We start from the raw sequence: 18,166 nt of genomic DNA, 5'->3' as shown, positions 1-18,166 counted from the left end.
GATAATTTCAGTGCCCTGCAAAACTGCCGCAGAGCCCCCTCCCTCCCTCCACCCACCGGCCCGCCCACCCTTCCCCATGCACCCCACCCTGCCGCTCGCCCCCACCTCTCCTCTGGCCCCGCGCCTCTCTGACCTGGCCTTGCTGCTGGTGGCCGTGGTGTGGGGCACGAGCTATGGCGTGGCCAAGGGCGCGCTGGTGTTCTACCCGGTGCTGGGGTTTCTGGCCGTGCGCTTTTTGTTGACCTTTGCGCTGTTGCTGCCTGCGCTGCTGCGCGCCCCGGCGCCAGAGCGGCGCGATGCCCTGGCGGCGGGCCTGCCGCTGGGCGCACTGATGCTGGGCATTTTTCTGTGCGAAACCTTTGGGCTGGCGCTGACGCAGGCCAGCAATGCGGCCTTTTTGATCAGCCTGTGTGTGGTGTTCACCCCGTTTGCCGAGTGGTGGCTGCTGCGCCTGCGGCCCGGCCGCGCGATGTTTGTGTTTGCAGCAGTCTCGCTGCTGGGGGCTGCGCTGCTGAGCGGCGGCTATTCAGGCGGCTCGGCCCAATGGGGCTGGGGCGACGCACTGATGCTGGTCGCCGCCGTGCTGCGCGCCATCACCGTGTGCCAGACCACCCGGCTCACCCGCCGCCGCAACGCGCCCGTGCTGGCGCTCACCGCCGTGCAGGCGGGCGTGATCGGCCTGGGCAGCCTGCTGCTGGCGCTGGCCCTGCCGGGCAAATTGCCGCCCCTGCCCTCGCTCACCGATGGCGGCGCCTTCTGGCTGGCTTGCATCTACCTGGTGCTGGGCTGCACGGTGTTTGCATTTGTGGTGCAGAACTGGGCCCTGCGCCACAGCCCGCCCACCCGCGTGGGCTTGCTCATGGGCAGCGAGCCCGCGTTTGGCGCGCTGTTCGCAGTGTTCTGGCTGGGCGAGCAGCTCAGCCCCACCGCCTGGCTGGGGGGCGCGCTGATTGTGGGGGCAGCGCTGTGGACCATGGCACGGCGGAGCCCATCGCCTCCGGGATCTGCACACACGGCTGCGGAAAGCGCATCCAGCTAACGACGAGATGCTGCTGCCGCCCATACCGGGCAGCAGCACCTTGGCGACGGCGCGCATGGTGCGGCGGAGCAACCCACAGCACCGCAGGCGCCACAAAAAAGCCGCTGGCACCCTGCAGTGCCAGCGGCTTTCAATCACTATATTTCTAATAGCTACCAGGGCATATCCATCGCGCGGTAGCAGCCAATTTCACCGTGATCCGAGCGCCAAGGTGGGTTGGCGCTGCGCCCACAACCACAGCACGATGCCACCCACGATCATCGGCACACACAGCCACTGCCCCATGCTCATACCCAGCGACAGGATGCCCAGGAAGGCATCGGGCTCGCGGAAGTATTCGGCGATAAAGCGGAACACGCCGTAGCCGAACAGGAAGGCGGCAGCCACCTGGCCCGGGCGGCGCTCCTTGCGCGCATACAGCCACAGCAGGATGAACAGCAGCAGCCCTTCCATCAGGAACTGGTAGACCTGCGAGGGGTGGCGCGGCTGCATCGAGCCACTGTGTGCAAACACCATGCCCCAGGGCAGGTCGGGGCTGGCAAAACGGCCCCACAGCTCGCCGTTGATGAAATTGCCCACCCGCCCGGCCGCCAGGCCCGTGGGCACACAGGGCGCCACAAAGTCGGCCACCTGCAGCCAGGGGCGCTGGCGCGAATGGGCGAACCACAGCATGGCCACCACCACGCCCAGCAAGCCGCCATGGAAGGCCATGCCGCCCTGCCACACCGCAAAAATCTCCAGCGGGTGGCTGAGGTAATAGCCGGGTTTGTAGAACAGGCAGTAGCCCAGCCGCCCGCCGATGACCACACCGGCCACGCCCAGGAAGAGGATGTCCTCCACGTCCTTGCGCGTCCAGGCGGCCGGGCCGGTGATGGAGGCAAAGGGCTCGTGCCGCAGGCGCCGGATGCCCAGCAGCATGAACAGGCCAAAGGCCACCAGATAGGTGAGGCCGTACCAGTGAATGGCCAGCGGGCCGATCTGCAGGGCAACGGGGTCGATATGGGGGTAGGTCAGCATGGTGGGCGGTATTGTGCCCGCGCATCGAATGGCCCGGGCGCCGCGCGCCCAATCCGCGCCATCCACCCGCCCAATGCGAACGCGTCTGATCACCGTACGCATGCAGAGCGCGAATGCGGGGGCATTGCCTCCGGCCCGCCTGCGTCCGCGCGATACTCGCCGCCCAGAAGCAAAGGACAACAACATGCAGGGAAACCCACAAGTCATCGAGTATTTCAAGGAACTGCTGCGCGGCGAGCTGGCTGCGCGCGACCAGTATTTCGTGCACTCGCGCACCTATGAGGATCTGGGCTTCATCAAGCTCTACACGCGCCTGGACCACGAGATGCAGGAAGAAACCCAGCACGCCGACGCGCTGCTGCGCCGCATCCTCTTTCTGGGCGGCCGCCCCGACATGCGCCCCAACCCCTTCACCTCGGGCGAGACCGTGCCCGAGATGCTGCAAAAGGACCTGGCCACCGAATACGAGGTGCGCGCCGCCCTGCAAAAAGGCATGGCCCTGTGCGAGAGCGTGGGCGACTACGTGAGCCGCGACCTGCTGCTGGCCCAGCTGCGCGACACCGAGGAAGACCACGCCTACTGGCTTGAAAAGCAGCTGGGCCTGATCGACAAGATCGGCCTGCCCAACTACCTGCAGTCGCAGATGGGCAGCGCGGCGGTGTAAGCCATTCACCTCAGAATTTCAGAAGGAAATCGGCTTCTGCGCGCGACCAGTATGCTTAGTACGCTATAAAAATAGAAGCAAAAGCCCATAAAAAAGCCGCACCCTCGGGATGCGGCTTTTTTTGTGGGTGAAGGGGCGCCGCCCCTGCCCTGCGGCAGGTCAGTCTTCCAGCAGCGACAGGTCGCGCACGGCGCCCTTGTCGGCCGACATCACCAGCTTGGCATAGGCCTTGAGCGCGGCCGAGACCTTGCGCGGGCGGGGCTGGGCGGGCTTCCAGCCCTTGGCGTTCTGCGCTTCGCGGCGCTTGGCCAGTTCTTCATCGCTCACCAGCACATTGATCGTGCGGTTGGGGATGTCGATGCGGATGCGGTCGCCGTTCTGCACCAGGCCGATGGCACCGCCCGCAGCGGCCTCGGGCGAGCAGTGGCCAATCGACAGGCCCGAGGTGCCGCCCGAGAAGCGACCATCCGTCAGCAGCGCGCAGGCCTTGCCCAGGCCCTTGGACTTGATGTAGCTCGTGGGGTAGAGCATCTCTTGCATGCCGGGGCCGCCCTTGGGGCCTTCGTAGCGCACGATGACCACGTCACCGGCTTGGACCTTATCGGCCAGGATGTTGGCCACGGCCTCGTCCTGCGACTCGGTGACATGGGCTGTGCCTTCGAACACCAAAATGCTTTCGTCCACACCAGCGGACTTGACCACGCAGCCGTCCACCGCGATGTTGCCCGTCAGCACGGCCAGGCCGCCTTCCTTGCTGAAAGCGTGGTCGTACGAACGGATGCAGCCCTCGGCGCGGTCCAGGTCCAGGCTGGGCCAGCGGGTGGCCTGGCTGAACGCCACCTGCGTGGGCACGCCAGCCGGGCCTGCCATGTAGAAAGTACGCACGGCTTCGTCTTGCGTGCGCACGATGTCCCACTGGTCCAGCGCGTCTTTCAGCGTGGCGGTGTGCACGGTGGGCACGTCGGTGTGCAGCTTGCCCGCACGGTCCAGCTCGCCCAGGATGGCCATGATGCCGCCCGCGCGGTGCACGTCTTCGATGTGGTACTTGTTGGTGTTGGGCGCTACCTTGCACAGCTGCGGCACGACACGCGAGAGGCGGTCGATGTCGGCCATGGTGAAGGGGATTTCCGCCTCGCTCGCAATCGCCAGCAGGTGCAGGATGGTGTTGGTGGAGCCGCCCATGGCGATGTCCAGCGTCATGGCGTTTTCAAACGCCTTGAAGCCCACTGAGCGGGGCAGCACGCGTTCGTCGTCCTGCTCGTAGTACTGCTTGGCCAGGTCCACAATGCGGCGACCTGCGCGCTTGAAGAGCTGTTCGCGGTCGGCATGGGTAGCCACCACCGTGCCATTGCCGGGCAGCGACAAGCCCAGCGCCTCGGTCAGGCAGTTCATCGAATTGGCGGTGAACATGCCCGAGCACGAACCACAGGTGGGACAGGCCGAGCGCTCCACCTCGGCCACGTCGGCGTCGGAGTAGTTGCTGTCGGCGGCAATCACCATCGCGTCCACCAGGTCGAGCTTCTTGAACTCCATGACCTTGGTGACCGGGTTGGCCAGGCGGGTCTTGCCTGCTTCCATCGGGCCGCCCGAGACGAAGATCACCGGGATGTTCAGGCGCATCGCGGCCATCAGCATGCCGGGGGTGATCTTGTCGCAGTTGGAGATGCAGACCATGGCGTCGGCGCAGTGCGCGTTGACCATGTATTCGACCGAGTCGGCAATGATGTCGCGGCTGGGCAGCGAATACAGCATGCCGTCGTGACCCATGGCGATGCCGTCGTCCACGGCAATGGTGTTGAACTCCTTGGCCACGCCGCCAGCGGCTTCGATCTCGCGGGCCACCAGCTGGCCCAGGTCCTTCAAGTGCACGTGGCCGGGCACAAACTGGGTGAACGAATTGACCACCGCGATGATCGGCTTGCTGAAGTCATCGTCTTTCATGCCGGTGGCGCGCCACAGGGAGCGCGCGCCTGCCATGTTGCGACCGGCGGTGGAGGTTTTGGAACGGTAGATGGGCATCGTGCTGGCTTCTGGAAAATCGCTGAAAAGGAAGCGGGCCGCCGGAATATTGGCCCCTCGCGCACCCGTGCAACCAACCTCTTGAGCCGTGCCGGGGGCAAACCTGTCAATTATCGCCCAGCCCTTTGGGCCCGCCGGGGCGGCGGCATTGGGGATGGCGGGGACTACCCCCACGCGCTGCGACGGCGCTGGCAGAATGATCCATTCCGCTCCAGCCCCCCAACCCCGACACCAGGACGCCCCACGATGACCGACTCCAGCAAGCCCTCCGCGCCCATCAACCGCCGCAGCGCCAACATCACCCAGGGCAAGTCACGCGCACCCAACCGCTCCATGTACTACGCCATGGGCTACGAGGAAGGCGACTTCGTGAAACCCATGGTGGGCGTGGCCAACGGCCACAGCACCATCACGCCCTGCAACAGCGGGCTGCAGAAGTTGGCCGATGCGGCGATTGCGGGCATTGAGGAGGCCGGTGGCAACGCCCAGGTGTTCGGCACCCCCACCATCAGCGATGGGATGGCCATGGGCACCGAGGGCATGAAATACAGCCTGGTGAGCCGCGAGGTCATCAGCGACTGCATCGAGACCTGCGTGGGCGGCCAGTGGATGGACGGCGTGCTGGTGGTGGGCGGCTGCGACAAGAACATGCCCGGCGGCCTCATGGGCATGCTGCGCGCCAACGTGCCCGCCATCTATGTGTATGGCGGCACCATCCTGCCCGGCCACTACCAGGGCAAGGACCTGAACATCGTGAGCGTGTTCGAGGCCGTGGGCGAGAACGCTGCGGGCAAGCTGAGCGACTTTGACCTGAAAGAAATCGAGAAACGCGCCATCCCCGGCACCGGCTCGTGCGGCGGCATGTACACCGCCAACACCATGAGCAGCGCGTTCGAGGCCCTGGGCATCAGCCTGCCCTATTCGTCCACCATGGCCAACCCGCACGACGAGAAGATGAACTCGGCCAAGGAATCAGCCAAGGTGCTGATCGAGGCCATCAAGAAGGACATCAAGCCGCGCGACATCGTGACCAAGAAGTCCATCGAGAACGCCGTGGCCGTGATCATGGCCACGGGTGGCTCGACCAACGCGGTGCTGCACTTCCTGGCGATTGCCCATGCGGCGGGCGTGGAATGGAGCATCGACGACTTCGAGCGCGTGCGCGTGAAGACCCCTGTTTTGTGCGACCTCAAGCCCAGCGGCAAGTACCTGGCCGTGGACCTGCACCGCGCAGGCGGCATTCCGCAGGTCATGAAGGTGCTGCTCAACGCGGGCCTGCTGCATGGCGACTGCCTCACCATCGAGGGCAAGACGGTGGCCGAAGTGCTGAAGGACGTACCCGACCAGCCGCGCGCCGACCAGGACGTGATCCGCCCCATCAACAACCCCATGTACGCACAGGGCCACCTGGCCATCCTCAAAGGCAACCTGAGCCCCGAAGGCGCGGTGGCCAAGATCACAGGACTCAAGAACCCCGTCATCACCGGCCCAGCCCGCGTGTTTGAAGACGAGCAATCGGCACTGGAAGCCATCCTGGCAGGCAAGATCAAAGCCGGTGACGTGATGGTGCTGCGCTACCTGGGCCCCAAGGGCGGCCCTGGCATGCCCGAGATGCTGGCGCCCACCGGGGCGCTCATCGGCGCCGGGCTGGGCGAAAGCGTGGGCCTGATCACCGACGGCCGCTTCTCCGGCGGCACCTGGGGCATGGTGGTGGGCCACGTGGCGCCCGAGGCTGCAGCGGGTGGCACCATTGCCTTTGTCCACGAAGGCGACAGCATCACCATCGACGCGCGCCAGCTGCTGCTGGAGCTGAATGTGAGCGAAGAAGAGATTGCCCGGCGCCGAGCCGCCTGGACGGCCCCCGCCCCGCGCTACACGCGGGGCGTGCAGGCCAAGTTTGCGTTCAATGCATCGAGCGCCAGCAAGGGCGCGGTGCTGGACGCCTATTGAAGAGGCTTTGGAAGATCTAGCAGCAGGGAGAGTTCGGGGAGCGATCCCCCCCTGCCGCGCTCCAGACAAAAAAACGCCCGGAAGCATTGCTCCGGGCGTTTTTTGTTGTCGGCGGGCAAAGCACACCAGCGCTGCATTCAGCGCGGCTTGCGCGGCTGGATGCCCAGGGCTTCCTTGTGCTTGTTGATGCGGTCCTGTTTGCGCTGGTCCATTTTTTCCATGGCCTTGCGCTTGGTGTAGCCTGTGGAATCGGCCCAGGCCCACCACAGCGCTGTGGCCCCGAAAGGCGCCAGCACCCACCACCAGGACCAGGCCGCCACGGGGCCGATTTCAAAATATTTCAGTGCCAGTATGAGAAGGGAAAGACCCAGCAGATACATCGCAATCTCCAGAAAACGCCATCACAGGCCTGATTGATGAGGGACAAGGGCCTGTCAACCCAAGTCACTACAATCGCATTAAAAGCACTGTAACTCAACCACAGGAAATCCCACCATGAAGCGTACCCTGATCACTCTTGCCATGACGCTGTCGGTTGCGGCACCCGCAATGGCCGACATGGCCCTGGCGACATCGAAGAACTGCATGGCCTGCCACGCAGTGGACAAGAAGCTGGTGGGCCCGTCGTACAAGGACGTGGCTGCCAAGTACGCAGGCCAGAAAGACGCCGTGGACAAGCTGGCCGCCAAGATCGTCAAGGGCGGCTCTGGCGTGTGGGGCCCCGTTCCCATGCCTGCCAACGCACAGGTCAACGACGCAGACGCCAAGAAGCTGGCCGCTTGGGTGCTGACGCAGAAGTAAAACACTCTTCAAGCCACTGCGGCTCTGGGGTGTAACGCCCCAAATCCGCAACAAAAAAGCCGCGCCACAGGGTATGTGACGCGGCTTTTGTTTTGGGGGGTGATCGCAAGCGCTGCGCGCAGGCGCCTGCGGCGCCCTTCTCGATCAATTGCAGCGGCTTCGATCACCGTCGGGGGATGATCGACCCGGATTCTGTGGCCACGTCACATCGCTGCGCGATATGAGTGTCCACGAACCCTGCAAGCGCTATGCGCGGGCGCCTGCGGCGCCCTTCTCGATCAGTTGGCCTTGGCCAATTGATCCAGGATTGCGGGGTTTTCCAACGTCGAGGTGTCCTGCGTGATGGCCTCGCCCTTAGCAATGCTGCGCAGCAGGCGGCGCATGATCTTGCCGCTGCGGGTCTTGGGCAGGTTGTCGCCAAAGCGGATGTCCTTGGGCTTGGCAATGGGGCCGATTTCCTTGGCGACCCAGTTGCGCAGTTCGTTGGCGATCTGCTTGGCCTCTTCGCCCGTGGGGCGCGAGCGCTTGAGCACAACAAACGCGCAGATGGCCTCGCCGGTCACGTCGTCGGGGCGGCCCACCACGGCGGCTTCGGCCACCAGGTCGGTCTTGGAGACCAATGCCGATTCGATCTCCATCGTGCCCATGCGGTGGCCCGAGACGTTGAGCACGTCGTCGATGCGCCCGGTGATGCGGAAGTAGCCCCGGTCGGCACTGCGCACGGCGCCGTCACCGGCCAGGTAGTAGCCCTTGAGTTCTTCGGGGAAGTAGGCCTTCTTGAAGCGCTCGGGGTCGTTCCAAATGGTGCGGATCATGCTGGGCCAGGGCTTCTTGATGACCAGGATGCCGCCCGCGCCGTTGGCGACGTCGTTGCCCATCTCGTCCACGATGGCGGCCGAGATGCCGGGCAGCGGCAGCGTGCAGCTGCCGGGCACCAGCGGTGTGGCGCCGGGCAGCGGGGTGATGACGTGGCCGCCGGTCTCGGTCTGCCAGAAGGTGTCCACGATGGGGCAGCGCTCGCCGCCCACGTTCTTGTGGTACCACATCCAGGCTTCGGGGTTGATGGGCTCGCCCACGCTGCCCAGGATGCGCAGGCTCGACAAATCCGAGCGCGCGGGGTGCACCGCAGCGTCACCCTCGGCCGCCTTGATGAGCGAGCGGATGGCGGTGGGCGCGGTGTAGAAGATCGTGCACTTGTGCTTTTCGATCATCTGCCAGAAGCGGCCAGCGTTGGGGAAGGTGGGGACGCCTTCAAAAATGATCTGCGTGGCGCCCGCTGCCAGCGGGCCGTAGGCCACATAGGTGTGGCCGGTGATCCAGCCGATGTCGGCGGTGCACCAGAACACGTCGTCGGCCCGCAGGTCGAACGTCCAGTCCATGGTGAGCTTGGCCCACAGCAGGTAGCCGCCGGTAGCGTGCTGCACGCCCTTGGGCTTGCCGGTGGAGCCGCTGGTGTACAGGATGAACAGTGGGTGCTCGGCGCCCACGGGCACGGGGGCGCATTCGGTGCTTTGCCCGGCCAGCATCTCGCCAAAGGTCTTGTCGCGGCCCGCCACCATGTTGCAGGCCGTGGCCGTGCGCTGGTAGACGAAGACGTTGCGGATGGTGTCGCAGCCGCCCATGGCCAGGGCTTCGTCGATGATGGCCTTGAGCGGCAGCTCCTTGCCGCCACGCATCTGGTAGTTGGCGGTGATCACAGCCACGGCACCCGCGTCGATGATGCGCTCCTGCACCGCCTTGGCGCTGAAGCCGCCGAACACCACGCTGTGCGTGGCGCCGATGCGCGCGCAGGCCTGCATGGCGATCACGCCCTCGATGGTCATGGGCATGTAGATCAGCACGCGGTCGCCCTTGGTCACGCCGTGGGCCTTGAGCGCGTTGGCAAACTGGCTGACGCGGGCCAGCAGTTCCTTGTAGGTGATCCTGGTGACCGTGCCGTCGTCGGCTTCGAAGACGATGGCGGTCTTGTTCTCGGTGGGGGTGCCGATGTGGCGGTCCAGGCAGTTGGCCGATGCGTTCAGCTCGCCATCGTCAAACCATTTGAAGAACGGGGCATTCGACGTGTCCAGCGTGCGGTTGAAAGGCTTGGTCCAGTTCACGTTCTCGCGCGCCAGGCGGGCCCAGAAGCCTTCGAAGTCCTTGTCGGCCTCGGCACACAGTGCGTCGTAGCCCGCCATGCCGGACACGCGGGCGGCCTTGACGACCGCATCGGACGGCGGGAACACGCGGTTCTCGACCAAAACGGACTCGATCGCGGATGTGGGCGCACTCATGGTGTTGTCTCCTGGTTTTGATGGAATTGAAATTGGGCGGTACTGTCGGGCGCAGCACTTACAAGCCACTGACTGGCGCGAAGCTTACAGAATCTACACCCTGCGCCGGGCCGGGATGGCCGCTGGGGGGAAGGGCTGTCACGCCACGCCCCTAAAATCGCGCGACCCAAGCCCCTCCAACCTTTCCCTTTCCCTATGACGCAGCCCAAAAACTCCGCCTCTCCCTTGCCGATGCGCCCCCTGCCCTCGCTGATCTTTGCGAGCCGCTGGCTGCAGCTGCCCCTGTACCTGGGCCTGATCCTGGCGCAGGCGGTGTATGTCTTCCACTTCTGGGTGGAGCTGGTGCACCTGATCGAAGCCGCCTTTGGCAACTCGGCGGCGCTCAAGAGCCTGGTCTCCAGCATTGGCTACAAGAGCGATTTCGAGGTCACCGCGCTCAATGAGACCATCATCATGCTGGTGGTGCTGGCGCTGATCGACGTGGTCATGATCTCCAACCTGCTGATCATGGTGATCGTGGGCGGCTACGAAACCTTTGTGTCGCGCCTGCACCTCGAAGACCACCCCGACCAGCCCGAATGGCTGAGCCACGTGAACGCCTCGGTGCTCAAGGTCAAGCTGGCCACCGCCATCATCGGCATCAGCTCCATCCACCTGCTCAAGACCTTCATCAACGCCGCCAACTACGACGTCAAGGTGCTGATGTGGCAGACCATCATCCACACCGTGTTCCTGCTCAGCGCGCTGGCGATTGCGCTGACCGACCGCCTGATGTCGCACACGGCCCCCGCAGCCAACCACCACTGAGCCCCCCGGCCGCCGCAGCGCCATGCAATGCCCGCAGTGCAACTGGCAGAACCCGGCCTCGTACACCCACTGTTTCAGCTGCAACGCGCCCCTGGCCGCAGCGGGTGAGGGGCCCGGACCACGCGCTGCAGGGGCAGCCCCTGGCAAGGCACACCCTCGTTCAAAGCCCTCCCCCACCCCAGCGCAGCACACGCAGGCGGCCGTGTTCCCCAGCATGCTGGCGCGCCTGGGCGCCACGCTGATCGATGGCCTGGCCATGGTGGCCGTCCCGGCGGCCCTGCTGACCGCCTGGGCGCTGGCCAGCGGCGCCCTCGATAGCGCTCTACCCGGCCCCCTGCTGGCCGCCGCCCTGGCGCTGGGCGCCCTGGGACTGTTCCTGCCGGGGCTGATGGATGCGCTGGGCGCGGGCTCTTTCGGCAAGCGGGCGCTGGGCCTGCGGGTGGTCACCCACACGGGCGAGCGGCCGGGCGCGGCGCGTTCGGCGCTTCGGCACTTCCTGAAATATTCGATCACCCTCGGCCTCACGCTGGCCGTGCCGTTTTTGCTGCACCGCCTGCTCACGGCGCTGTTTGGCGAGCGCGGCCTGCACAGCTCCATGACGGGCACCTTTGTGGTTGCGCGCGATGCCGACGACGCCGCCGTCCGCGAGGCGATTGCCAACGCCCCGGGGCCCGGCTGGTTCCTCAAGGGGCTGGTGGTGCTGGGCGGCATGGCGGTGCTGGGCCTGGCCGTGGTGGTCGCGCTGGTGCTGTGGAGCCCCCGCAGTGAGCCCGCCAACCCGCAGCGCGATACCGTGCGCCAGCTCGATGGCGCGGCGCGGGTGGTGCTGAAACTGGTGGAGAACCACTACCGCAGCACAGGCAGGTTTCCGCCCAGTGCAGCCGCCATCGGCCTGGGGCCGTCCGGCCCGTCCGAACGCCTGCCTGCGGGCTTCCAGGCCCTGAGCATCGACCCCGCCAGCGGCGTGGTGCGGCTGACGATTGCCGAGGGCGTGGGCGGCACCGAGGGCGCAGCCCTGGCGGGCAAGCACCTGGTCTACACCCCGCTGCTGCGCACCCGCCAACAGCAGACCGACATCCGCCAGTGGCAATGTGGCAGCGACGACATTGCGCGCAGCGACCGCCCGTTCCAGTGCCGCCACACCTCTACCCGTGCGGCGCCGTAGGGCGGCCATGGCCCGGCCCGGGCCCGGTGCATGGCGCTGTTGAACGGCGCAGGGACAAAAATTTTGAATAAAAACAGGGCTTACCGCGCAACAGTCATGCCCTGATAGCTATCAAAAATATAGCATTTACACCCCACCCTCCCGCTCCCAGATTTCTCCCCAATCGGGCGGCACAGTGCAGGCCATCCCCCCACTGTTCCCACTTGCAGGAGAAATCCATGGACCACAGCCCCCTCACCCCCGCTCCCATCCACCCTGCCGCGCAGGCCTCTGCCAACCGCCGATTTGCCCTGAGCGCCCTGGGCTCGCTGGGCGTGGCCACCCTGTGGGGTTGCGGCGGGGGCAGCGATACAGCCGCCACGGACACCACCGATACATCGGGCACGGGAACGGGCACTGGGACCGGGACCGGGACCGGGACCGGGACCGGGACAGGAACCGGTACCGGCACAGGCACCGGGACGGGTACAGGCACCACCACCACTTGCTCGGTCGTGCCCGAGGAAACCGCCGGCCCCTACCCCGCCGACGGCTCCACGGCCAGCAACAACACCTACAACGTGCTGGCGCTCAGCGGCATCGTGCGCTCGGACATCCGCAGCTCCATCGGCTCGTCCACCCAGGTCGGGGGCGTGCCACTCACCATCACCATCACGCTGACCAACACCCAGGCCAGCTGCGCCCCGCTGGCGGGCTACGCCATCTACCTGTGGCACTGCACGCAGGACGGCAACTACTCGGTCTACACCTCCAACAACATCGCCGACAACTACCTGCGCGGCGTGCAGGCCACCGATGCCAATGGCACCGTCACCTTCACCACCATCGTGCCCGGCTGCTACGCGGGCCGCATGCCCCACATGCACCTGGAGGTGTACCCCAGCCTCGCCGCCGCCAGCAACGCCCGCAACAAGGTCAAGACCACGCAGCTGGCCTTCCCCACCGCGCTGCTCAGCAGCATCTACAGCAGCAATGCGGGCTACAGCGCCAGCGTGCGCAACCTCGCGTCCATCACCTTTGCCACCGACAACGTGTTCAGCGACGGCACCACGCTGGAGATGACCAGCATGCAGGCCAACACCGGCGGTGGCTATGCCGCCAACATCACGATCTCGATCGCCGCCTGATCCCCATCTCTCTCTTCCACAAGGCAACCCCCATGTCCGTGATTCGCAGCTCTCTCGCCCGCCTGGCCCTTCTGGCCCTGGGCGCCACCACCCTCACCGCCTGGGCCCAGCCGGAGCGTGGCGGCACGCCGCCTGCACCACCGCCCGAGGCCTATGCCGCCTGCAAGGGCAAGGCCGAAGGCGCGTCCGTCACGCTGACCATGCCGGACGGCAAAACCCTGACAGGCACATGCCGCACAATGAACGGCACCTTGGTGGCCATGCCCGCAGGCGGGCCCGGTGGCCCCGGCGGCGCAGGCGGCCCACCACCTGCCCGCTGATCGCTGACCGCCACCCCAGCCCCATGCCCCACCTGACGCTGCACCGCAAAGCCTTCATCGCCCTGGCCGCCCTGTTGGTGGCCCTGCTGCTGATCTTCGCGGGCTTCTCGCGCCTGGGCCTGCAGCGGGGCCTGGGGCCGTATGTGGCCGAGATCGAGCTGGCGCGCATGGACTGGCTGGCCGAGCGCCTGCAGGCCCACCACACCCAGGCGGGCGGATGGGACAGCCTGCGCAGCCAGTCCACGCTGTGGGGCCGCCTCAGCCACCCCGGCGGCGGCCCGCGCCGCCCCGGCGCACCGCCCTCGGGCAACCCCGGCAGTGCGCCCGACACACGCCCCGGCACGCCCCCGGGCCAGACGGACTCGGCCCCCCGCCCCCACCGCCCGACGACCAGCGCAGCCAGGGCCCGGGCAGCGGCCCACCCCCCCAGCGCCACCGCGATGACATCTACCCCCGCCTGGGCCTGCTCGACGCGCAGGAGCGCCTGGTGGTGGGCACCGCGCCCCAGCCCGGCGGCGCACGACTGGCGCTGCGCGGCACCGATGGCCAGACCATCGGCCACCTGGTGCTGGCGCCGCCCCAGGGGGTGCGCAGCGAGGCCGACCAGACCTTTCTGGCCCAGCACCTGGGCTTTGTGGCCTGGACCGGCCTGGCCGGGCTGGCGCTGGCGCTGCTGCTGTCGGGCTGGCTGGCGCGGCGCTGGCTGGGCCCCGTCGAGGCCCTGGCCACCGGCGCACGTGGCATTGCGCAAGGCGCCCTGCACACCCGCGTGCCCGTGCACGGCAACGACGAACTGGCCCAGTTGGCCCGCACCTTCAACACCATGGCCGAACAACTGAGCAGCATCGAGGCCAGCCGCCGCCAGTGGCTGGGCGACGTGGCCCACGAACTGCGCACCCCCCTGGCCGCCATGCGCGCCGAGATCGAGGCCGTGCAGGACGGCATCCGCCCCTTTGACGACAAGACCGCGCTGCGCCTGCACCGGCAGGTGATGCGCCTGATCCAGCTGGTGGGCGACCTGCGCGCCAGCCTGGACGCGGCGGGCACCAGCGCGCCCTCGGCCCAGGTGCCCGTGCACCCGCTGTCGCTGCTGGGCGAGGCACTGGCGTCCATGCGCCCACGCCTGGCGCAGGCGGGCATTGGCGTAGACACCGCAGGCCTGGACGCCCTGGCCAAGCAAGTGCCCGCGCCGCTGGTGCTGGGCGACGCGCAGCAGCTGCACCAGGTGTTCTTGAACCTGCTGGAGAACAGCCTGCGCTACACCGATGCAGGCGGCCGGCTGCAGATTTCGGCGCGCGAAGTGGCGGCGCCCAGCGGCGCGGCCCACCCGCAGGTGCTGCAGGTGCAACTGGACGACAGCGCGCCCGGTGTGCCCGCGCACGAGCTGCCGCGCATCTTCGAGCGCCTGTACCGCGCCGAGACCTCGCGCAACCGCGACCATGGCGGCTCGGGCCTGGGCCTGGCGATCTGCCGCGCCATCGTGCTCGCACATGGCGGCACGCTGGTGGCCGAGGGATCGCCCCTGGGCGGGCTGCGCATCACGCTGACCCTGCCCCTTCTGGACAACACCACCCCATGAGCCCACGCATCCTCGTCGTCGAAGACGAACCCGACATCGCCGCCATCGTGGTGGACTACCTGCGCCACGCGGGCTACACGGTGGAGCACCAGGCCGAGGGCCGTGCAGCCCTCGCAAGCCTCATCACCACACCGCCCGACCTCACGCTGCTGGACATCATGCTGCCCGGCATGGATGGCCTCGACATCCTGCGCCAGGCGCGGCGCCACACGCAGCACCCGATCATCATGCTCACCGCCCGCGTGGAAGAGGTGGATCGCCTGATTGGCCTGGAACTGGGCGCGGACGACTACATCTGCAAACCGTTTTCGCCGCGCGAGGTGGTGGCCCGCGTCAAGGCCGTGCTGCGCCGCGCGGCGCCCGGCGCGCCACCGCTGGTAGGCGTGGCAACAGCCCTGGTGCTGGACGAAGCCCTGTGGCAAGCCACGCTGCACGGCACGCCGCTCCACCTCACGCGCCGCGAATTCAAGCTGCTGCAGGTGCTGGCGCGCCAGCGGGGCCGCATCTTCTCGCGCGCCCAGCTGCTCGACCAGGCCTATGACGACACGCTGGACGTGAACGAGCGCGCCATCGACAGCCACATCAAGAACCTGCGCAAGAAACTCAAGGCCGCCAGCGGCGACGACACCGACTGGATCCGCTCGGTGTACGGCGTGGGCTTTGCGCTCGACCCGGCCGCGTCGAACTGAGCCTGCGCGCCATCGGCACACGGCAGTGTCGCGCAGGTGCAGCCACGCAGCCCGACCGGCCGGGGGCCGCCGCTAAACTGGCGCGTCCGCCCCCGCCCGCCCTGTCCGCCCTGCACAGCGCAGAGGTCCACCAGCCCTGTGCACCGAGAGCCCGCCCATGCCCGCCACCACTCTGACCGAGCCCGCCGCCAGCCTTGAGCACCCCCTGCAGCGGCCCTTCTTGAGCCCGCAGGAGCGCGAAGCCATCAACCGGGGCCGCTGGTTTGCGGCGCTCACGCCCTCGCTGCGGCACGACATCTTCCGGCTGGGCCGCGTCACCCGCTATGCGCACGGCCAGATGATCGTGGAGCAGGGCGAACCCGCCCAGGACTGGTTTGCCTGCGCCAGCGGCGCCATCCGCTTTCGGCGCACCACACCCGCAGGCAAACAGGTGACGCTGGCCTATGTGGAGCCCGGCATCTGGGTGGGCGAAGCCGAGGTGCTGCACGGCGGGCCCAACACCTACGACGGGCATGCCCACGGCCCCACCACGGTGCTCAGCCTGGCCGAGGGCGTGTTCCGCCAGCTGCTGCGTGCGCACCCCGAGTTTGGCGAAGCCCTGCTCACGCTACAGGCGCGCCGCATGCGCTACCTGTACTGGATGATGGAAGACATGGCCACCCTGCCCCTGCGCGCGCGGCTGGCAAAGCAGCTGCTGCATGTGCTGCGCCGCTTTGGCGAACGCGCCGCCATGCCGGGCCAGCGCGGCGCCATCGGGCTGTCGCTGGTGCAGGACGAGCTGGCGCAGCTGCTGGGCGGCTCGCGCCAGCGCATCAATGTGGAACTCAAGTGGATGGAGCGCGAGGGCATCATCGGCATCCACCAGCGCAGCATCGTGGTCTACCAGCAGGACCAGCTCGAAGCGCTGGCGCAGCAGGAGGTGTCGGACGCCCGGGCCGAGACGCAGGGCGGTAGCCAGGGTGGCTCGGCGCCTTGAGCCTGGCAGAGCGGGAACCTCTGCCGTCAAAGCAACCGTTCGTCACACCCAGCGCACCTCAAAACATCAAATTTGATAGCAACCATCGTTTGATGGACGCGCGCAAACGCCCTTTTTCTTCATCAATTCAGTGGCACACAGGGGGCGCAGCGCCCCCGGCAGACATCAGCGCCCCACCATCTGCCCAGGCACCACCCACTGGTCAAACTGCTCGCCCGTCACATGGCCCGAAGCCACGGCCGCCGCACGCAGGCTGGTGCCTTCCTTGTGTGCCTTCTTGGCAATGAAGGCGGCCTTGTCGTAGCCAATGTGCGGGTTCAGCGCTGTCACCAGCATCAGCGACTGCTCCACCAGGTCGTTGATGCGTGCCTGGTTGGGCGCTATGCCCACGGCGCAGTGCTCGTTGAAGCTGGTCATGCCGTCGGCCAGCAGGCGCACGCTCTGCAAGAAGTTGTGGATGACCAGGGGCCGGAACACATTCAGCTCGAAGTTGCCCGAGGCCCCGCCGATGTTGATGGCCACGTCGTTGCCCAGCACCTGCGCGCACAGCATGGTCAGCGCCTCGCACTGCGTGGGGTTGACCTTGCCCGGCATGATGGACGAGCCCGGCTCGTTCTCGGGGATGGCGATCTCGCCCAGCCCGCTGCGCGGGCCGCTGGCCAGCCAGCGCACATCGTTGGCAATCTTCATCAGGCTGGCCGCCAGGGTCTTGAGCGCGCCATGGGCATGCACCAGCGCGTCGCAACTCGCAAGCGCTTCGAACTTGTTGGGGGCGGTGACCAGCGGCAGGCCGGTCAGGTCGGCCAGCTCCTTGGCCACGGCCTGCGCATAACCAGCGGGCGCATTGAGCCCCGTGCCCACCGCTGTGCCGCCCAGGGCCAGCTCGCCCAGATGGGGCAGCGCGGCGCGCACATGCTGCTCGCCATGCTGCAGCTGCGCCACCCAGCCCGAGATCTCCTGGCCCAGCGTGAGGGGCGTGGCGTCCTGCAAATGCGTGCGGCCAATCTTCACGATGCCGTCAAACGCCCGGGCCTTGGCCGCCAGCGTGGTGCGCAGGCCGTGCAGCGCGGGCAGCAGGCGGTGCATCAGCGCGTCCACCGCCGCCAGGTGCATGGCGGTGGGGAACACGTCGTTGCTCGACTGGCTTTTGTTCACCTCGTCATTCGGGTGCACCAGCCGCGCCTCGCCACGCGGGCCACCCAGCAGCTCGCTCGCGCGGTTGGCCAGCACCTCGTTCATGTTCATGTTGGTCTGCGTGCCCGATCCGGTCTGCCACACCACCAGCGGAAACTCCTGCAGGTGGCCGCCGCCAATCACCTCGTCCGCCGCCGCCACGATGGCGGTGGTCTTGGCCGCATCGAGCAGGCCCAGCGCGTGGTTCACATAGGCGCTGGCCCGCTTGACCTGCGCCAGCGCGCGGATCAGCTCGGGCGCCATGCGCTCGCCCGAGATCGCAAAGTGGTGCAGCGAGCGCTGCGTCTGCGCGCCCCACAGCCGGTCGGCAGGCACATCGATGGGGCCGAAGGTGTCTTTTTCGGTGCGGACTGCGGTCGGGGCGGGGGTGGAAGTTTTCACGGGCGGGCCTTGCCGCTCAGCGAGCGAATGGGGGGTGGAACGAAACACCAGACCGCAGCATACCCACCCCAGGCTACGGCGTGCCAGCACCCGCCAGCCCCCCCCCCAAGGCCCCTGACAGGACCGCGCAAGCCCGGCGGGGGATAATTCGGGGTTCGCGTTTTC

The 18,166-nt window shown here is 67.2% G+C and carries 16 protein-coding genes; 11 read left to right on the top strand and 5 right to left on the bottom strand.

Translation table 11 applies throughout. From position 1 onward, the window contains the following. Nucleotides 1-76 precede the first annotated feature (76 nt). Nucleotides 77-1,039 (top strand): DMT family transporter, encoded by a 963-nt coding sequence (locus tag A1D30_RS16505; RefSeq protein WP_063461813.1) that lies wholly within the window; start codon nucleotides 77-79, stop codon nucleotides 1,037-1,039. Between the two features lie 189 nt (nucleotides 1,040-1,228). Here A1D30_RS16505 and lgt read toward each other — a convergent pair whose 3' ends face one another. Continuing rightward, complete coding sequence (gene lgt / locus A1D30_RS16500) at nucleotides 1,229-2,056, bottom strand: prolipoprotein diacylglyceryl transferase (RefSeq protein ID WP_063461812.1); 828 nt, start codon at nucleotides 2,054-2,056, stop codon at nucleotides 1,229-1,231. Nucleotides 2,057-2,240: 184 nt separating this feature from the next. Here lgt and bfr point away from each other — a divergent pair, with 184 nt between their 5' ends. Beyond that, a complete protein-coding gene (bfr, locus tag A1D30_RS16495) occupies nucleotides 2,241-2,720 on the top strand; it encodes a bacterioferritin (RefSeq protein ID WP_063461811.1) in 480 nt (159 codons plus the stop codon). A 159-nt stretch (nucleotides 2,721-2,879) separates the two neighbouring features. Here the strand turns inward: bfr and ilvD (A1D30_RS16490) are convergent, their stop codons facing one another. Beyond that, the gene (gene ilvD / locus A1D30_RS16490; RefSeq protein WP_063461810.1) at nucleotides 2,880-4,739 is read right to left on the bottom strand and encodes a dihydroxy-acid dehydratase; all 1,860 of its coding nucleotides are present in this window, start codon (nucleotides 4,737-4,739) and stop codon (nucleotides 2,880-2,882) included. A 246-nt stretch (nucleotides 4,740-4,985) separates the two neighbouring features. Between ilvD (A1D30_RS16490) and ilvD (A1D30_RS16485) the strand changes: the two genes are divergently transcribed. After that, nucleotides 4,986-6,689: a dihydroxy-acid dehydratase gene (gene ilvD / locus A1D30_RS16485; RefSeq protein WP_063461809.1), complete on the top strand. Its 1,704-nt coding sequence runs from the start codon at nucleotides 4,986-4,988 to the stop codon at nucleotides 6,687-6,689. 137 nt (nucleotides 6,690-6,826) lie between these two features. Here ilvD (A1D30_RS16485) and A1D30_RS16480 read toward each other — a convergent pair whose 3' ends face one another. Further along, nucleotides 6,827-7,069, bottom strand: a complete 243-nt coding sequence (locus A1D30_RS16480; RefSeq protein ID WP_063461808.1) for a TIGR04438 family Trp-rich protein — start codon at nucleotides 7,067-7,069, stop codon at nucleotides 6,827-6,829. Between the two features lie 115 nt (nucleotides 7,070-7,184). Between A1D30_RS16480 and A1D30_RS16475 the strand changes: the two genes are divergently transcribed. After that, nucleotides 7,185-7,490 (top strand): c-type cytochrome, encoded by a 306-nt coding sequence (locus A1D30_RS16475; protein WP_063461807.1) that lies wholly within the window; start codon nucleotides 7,185-7,187, stop codon nucleotides 7,488-7,490. Nucleotides 7,491-7,768: 278 nt separating this feature from the next. Here A1D30_RS16475 and acs read toward each other — a convergent pair whose 3' ends face one another. Continuing rightward, nucleotides 7,769-9,763, bottom strand: coding sequence for an acetate--CoA ligase (gene acs / locus A1D30_RS16470; RefSeq protein ID WP_063461806.1), 1,995 nt, complete (start codon nucleotides 9,761-9,763; stop codon nucleotides 7,769-7,771). Between the two features lie 195 nt (nucleotides 9,764-9,958). Between acs and A1D30_RS16465 the strand changes: the two genes are divergently transcribed. The 7 genes from A1D30_RS16465 to A1D30_RS16435 all read left to right on the top strand — a co-directional run bounded on the left by A1D30_RS16465 (nucleotide 9,959) and on the right by A1D30_RS16435 (nucleotide 16,426). Further along, nucleotides 9,959-10,570: a TIGR00645 family protein gene (locus A1D30_RS16465; RefSeq protein WP_063461805.1), complete on the top strand. Its 612-nt coding sequence runs from the start codon at nucleotides 9,959-9,961 to the stop codon at nucleotides 10,568-10,570. A gap of 202 nt (nucleotides 10,571-10,772) precedes the next feature. After that, nucleotides 10,773-11,735 (top strand): RDD family protein, encoded by a 963-nt coding sequence (locus A1D30_RS16460; protein ID WP_242421924.1) that lies wholly within the window; start codon nucleotides 10,773-10,775, stop codon nucleotides 11,733-11,735. Between the two features lie 218 nt (nucleotides 11,736-11,953). Continuing rightward, nucleotides 11,954-12,862 (top strand): intradiol ring-cleavage dioxygenase, encoded by a 909-nt coding sequence (locus A1D30_RS16455; RefSeq protein ID WP_063461803.1) that lies wholly within the window; start codon nucleotides 11,954-11,956, stop codon nucleotides 12,860-12,862. Between the two features lie 32 nt (nucleotides 12,863-12,894). Beyond that, on the top strand, nucleotides 12,895-13,182 hold the full coding sequence (locus A1D30_RS16450) for a hypothetical protein (RefSeq protein WP_063461802.1): 288 nt from the start codon (nucleotides 12,895-12,897) through the stop codon (nucleotides 13,180-13,182). Between the two features lie 247 nt (nucleotides 13,183-13,429). Further along, on the top strand, nucleotides 13,430-14,761 hold the full coding sequence (locus tag A1D30_RS16445; protein ID WP_242421923.1) for an ATP-binding protein: 1,332 nt from the start codon (nucleotides 13,430-13,432) through the stop codon (nucleotides 14,759-14,761). Beyond that, the gene (locus A1D30_RS16440; RefSeq protein ID WP_063461801.1) at nucleotides 14,758-15,450 is read left to right on the top strand and encodes a response regulator; all 693 of its coding nucleotides are present in this window, start codon (nucleotides 14,758-14,760) and stop codon (nucleotides 15,448-15,450) included. Before A1D30_RS16445 ends, A1D30_RS16440 begins: the two co-directional genes overlap by 4 nt. Nucleotides 15,451-15,607: 157 nt before the next feature. Continuing rightward, the gene (locus tag A1D30_RS16435) at nucleotides 15,608-16,426 is read left to right on the top strand and encodes a Crp/Fnr family transcriptional regulator (RefSeq protein WP_063461800.1); all 819 of its coding nucleotides are present in this window, start codon (nucleotides 15,608-15,610) and stop codon (nucleotides 16,424-16,426) included. A gap of 165 nt (nucleotides 16,427-16,591) precedes the next feature. On the opposite strand, the gene fumC is transcribed toward A1D30_RS16435, so the two are convergent. After that, nucleotides 16,592-18,001, bottom strand: coding sequence for a class II fumarate hydratase (gene fumC, locus A1D30_RS16430; protein WP_063461799.1), 1,410 nt, complete (start codon nucleotides 17,999-18,001; stop codon nucleotides 16,592-16,594). Nucleotides 18,002-18,166 lie beyond the last annotated feature (165 nt).

The organism is Acidovorax sp. GW101-3H11 (genome assembly GCF_001633105.1).
Classification (GTDB): Bacteria; Pseudomonadota; Gammaproteobacteria; order Burkholderiales; family Burkholderiaceae_C; genus Acidovorax.
Note: the sequence above shows the minus strand (reverse complement) of the source record. Positions and strands in the feature narration are given on the sequence as shown.

Bases quoted from the DNA above. Each gene is read 5' to 3' on its own strand.
- A1D30_RS16505 (WP_063461813.1), top strand. From the start codon at position 77: ATGCACCCCACCCTGCCGCTCGCCCCCACCTCTCCTCTGGCCCCGCGC.
- lgt (WP_063461812.1), bottom strand. From the start codon at position 2,056: ATGCTGACCTACCCCCATATCGACCCCGTTGCCCTGCAGATCGGCCCG.
- bfr (WP_063461811.1), top strand. From the start codon at position 2,241: ATGCAGGGAAACCCACAAGTCATCGAGTATTTCAAGGAACTGCTGCGC.
- ilvD (WP_063461810.1), bottom strand. From the start codon at position 4,739: ATGCCCATCTACCGTTCCAAAACCTCCACCGCCGGTCGCAACATGGCA.
- ilvD (WP_063461809.1), top strand. From the start codon at position 4,986: ATGACCGACTCCAGCAAGCCCTCCGCGCCCATCAACCGCCGCAGCGCC.
- A1D30_RS16480 (WP_063461808.1), bottom strand. From the start codon at position 7,069: ATGTATCTGCTGGGTCTTTCCCTTCTCATACTGGCACTGAAATATTTT.
- A1D30_RS16475 (WP_063461807.1), top strand. From the start codon at position 7,185: ATGAAGCGTACCCTGATCACTCTTGCCATGACGCTGTCGGTTGCGGCA.
- acs (WP_063461806.1), bottom strand. From the start codon at position 9,763: ATGAGTGCGCCCACATCCGCGATCGAGTCCGTTTTGGTCGAGAACCGC.
- A1D30_RS16465 (WP_063461805.1), top strand. From the start codon at position 9,959: ATGACGCAGCCCAAAAACTCCGCCTCTCCCTTGCCGATGCGCCCCCTG.
- A1D30_RS16455 (WP_063461803.1), top strand. From the start codon at position 11,954: ATGGACCACAGCCCCCTCACCCCCGCTCCCATCCACCCTGCCGCGCAG.
- A1D30_RS16450 (WP_063461802.1), top strand. From the start codon at position 12,895: ATGTCCGTGATTCGCAGCTCTCTCGCCCGCCTGGCCCTTCTGGCCCTG.
- A1D30_RS16440 (WP_063461801.1), top strand. From the start codon at position 14,758: ATGAGCCCACGCATCCTCGTCGTCGAAGACGAACCCGACATCGCCGCC.
- A1D30_RS16435 (WP_063461800.1), top strand. From the start codon at position 15,608: ATGCCCGCCACCACTCTGACCGAGCCCGCCGCCAGCCTTGAGCACCCC.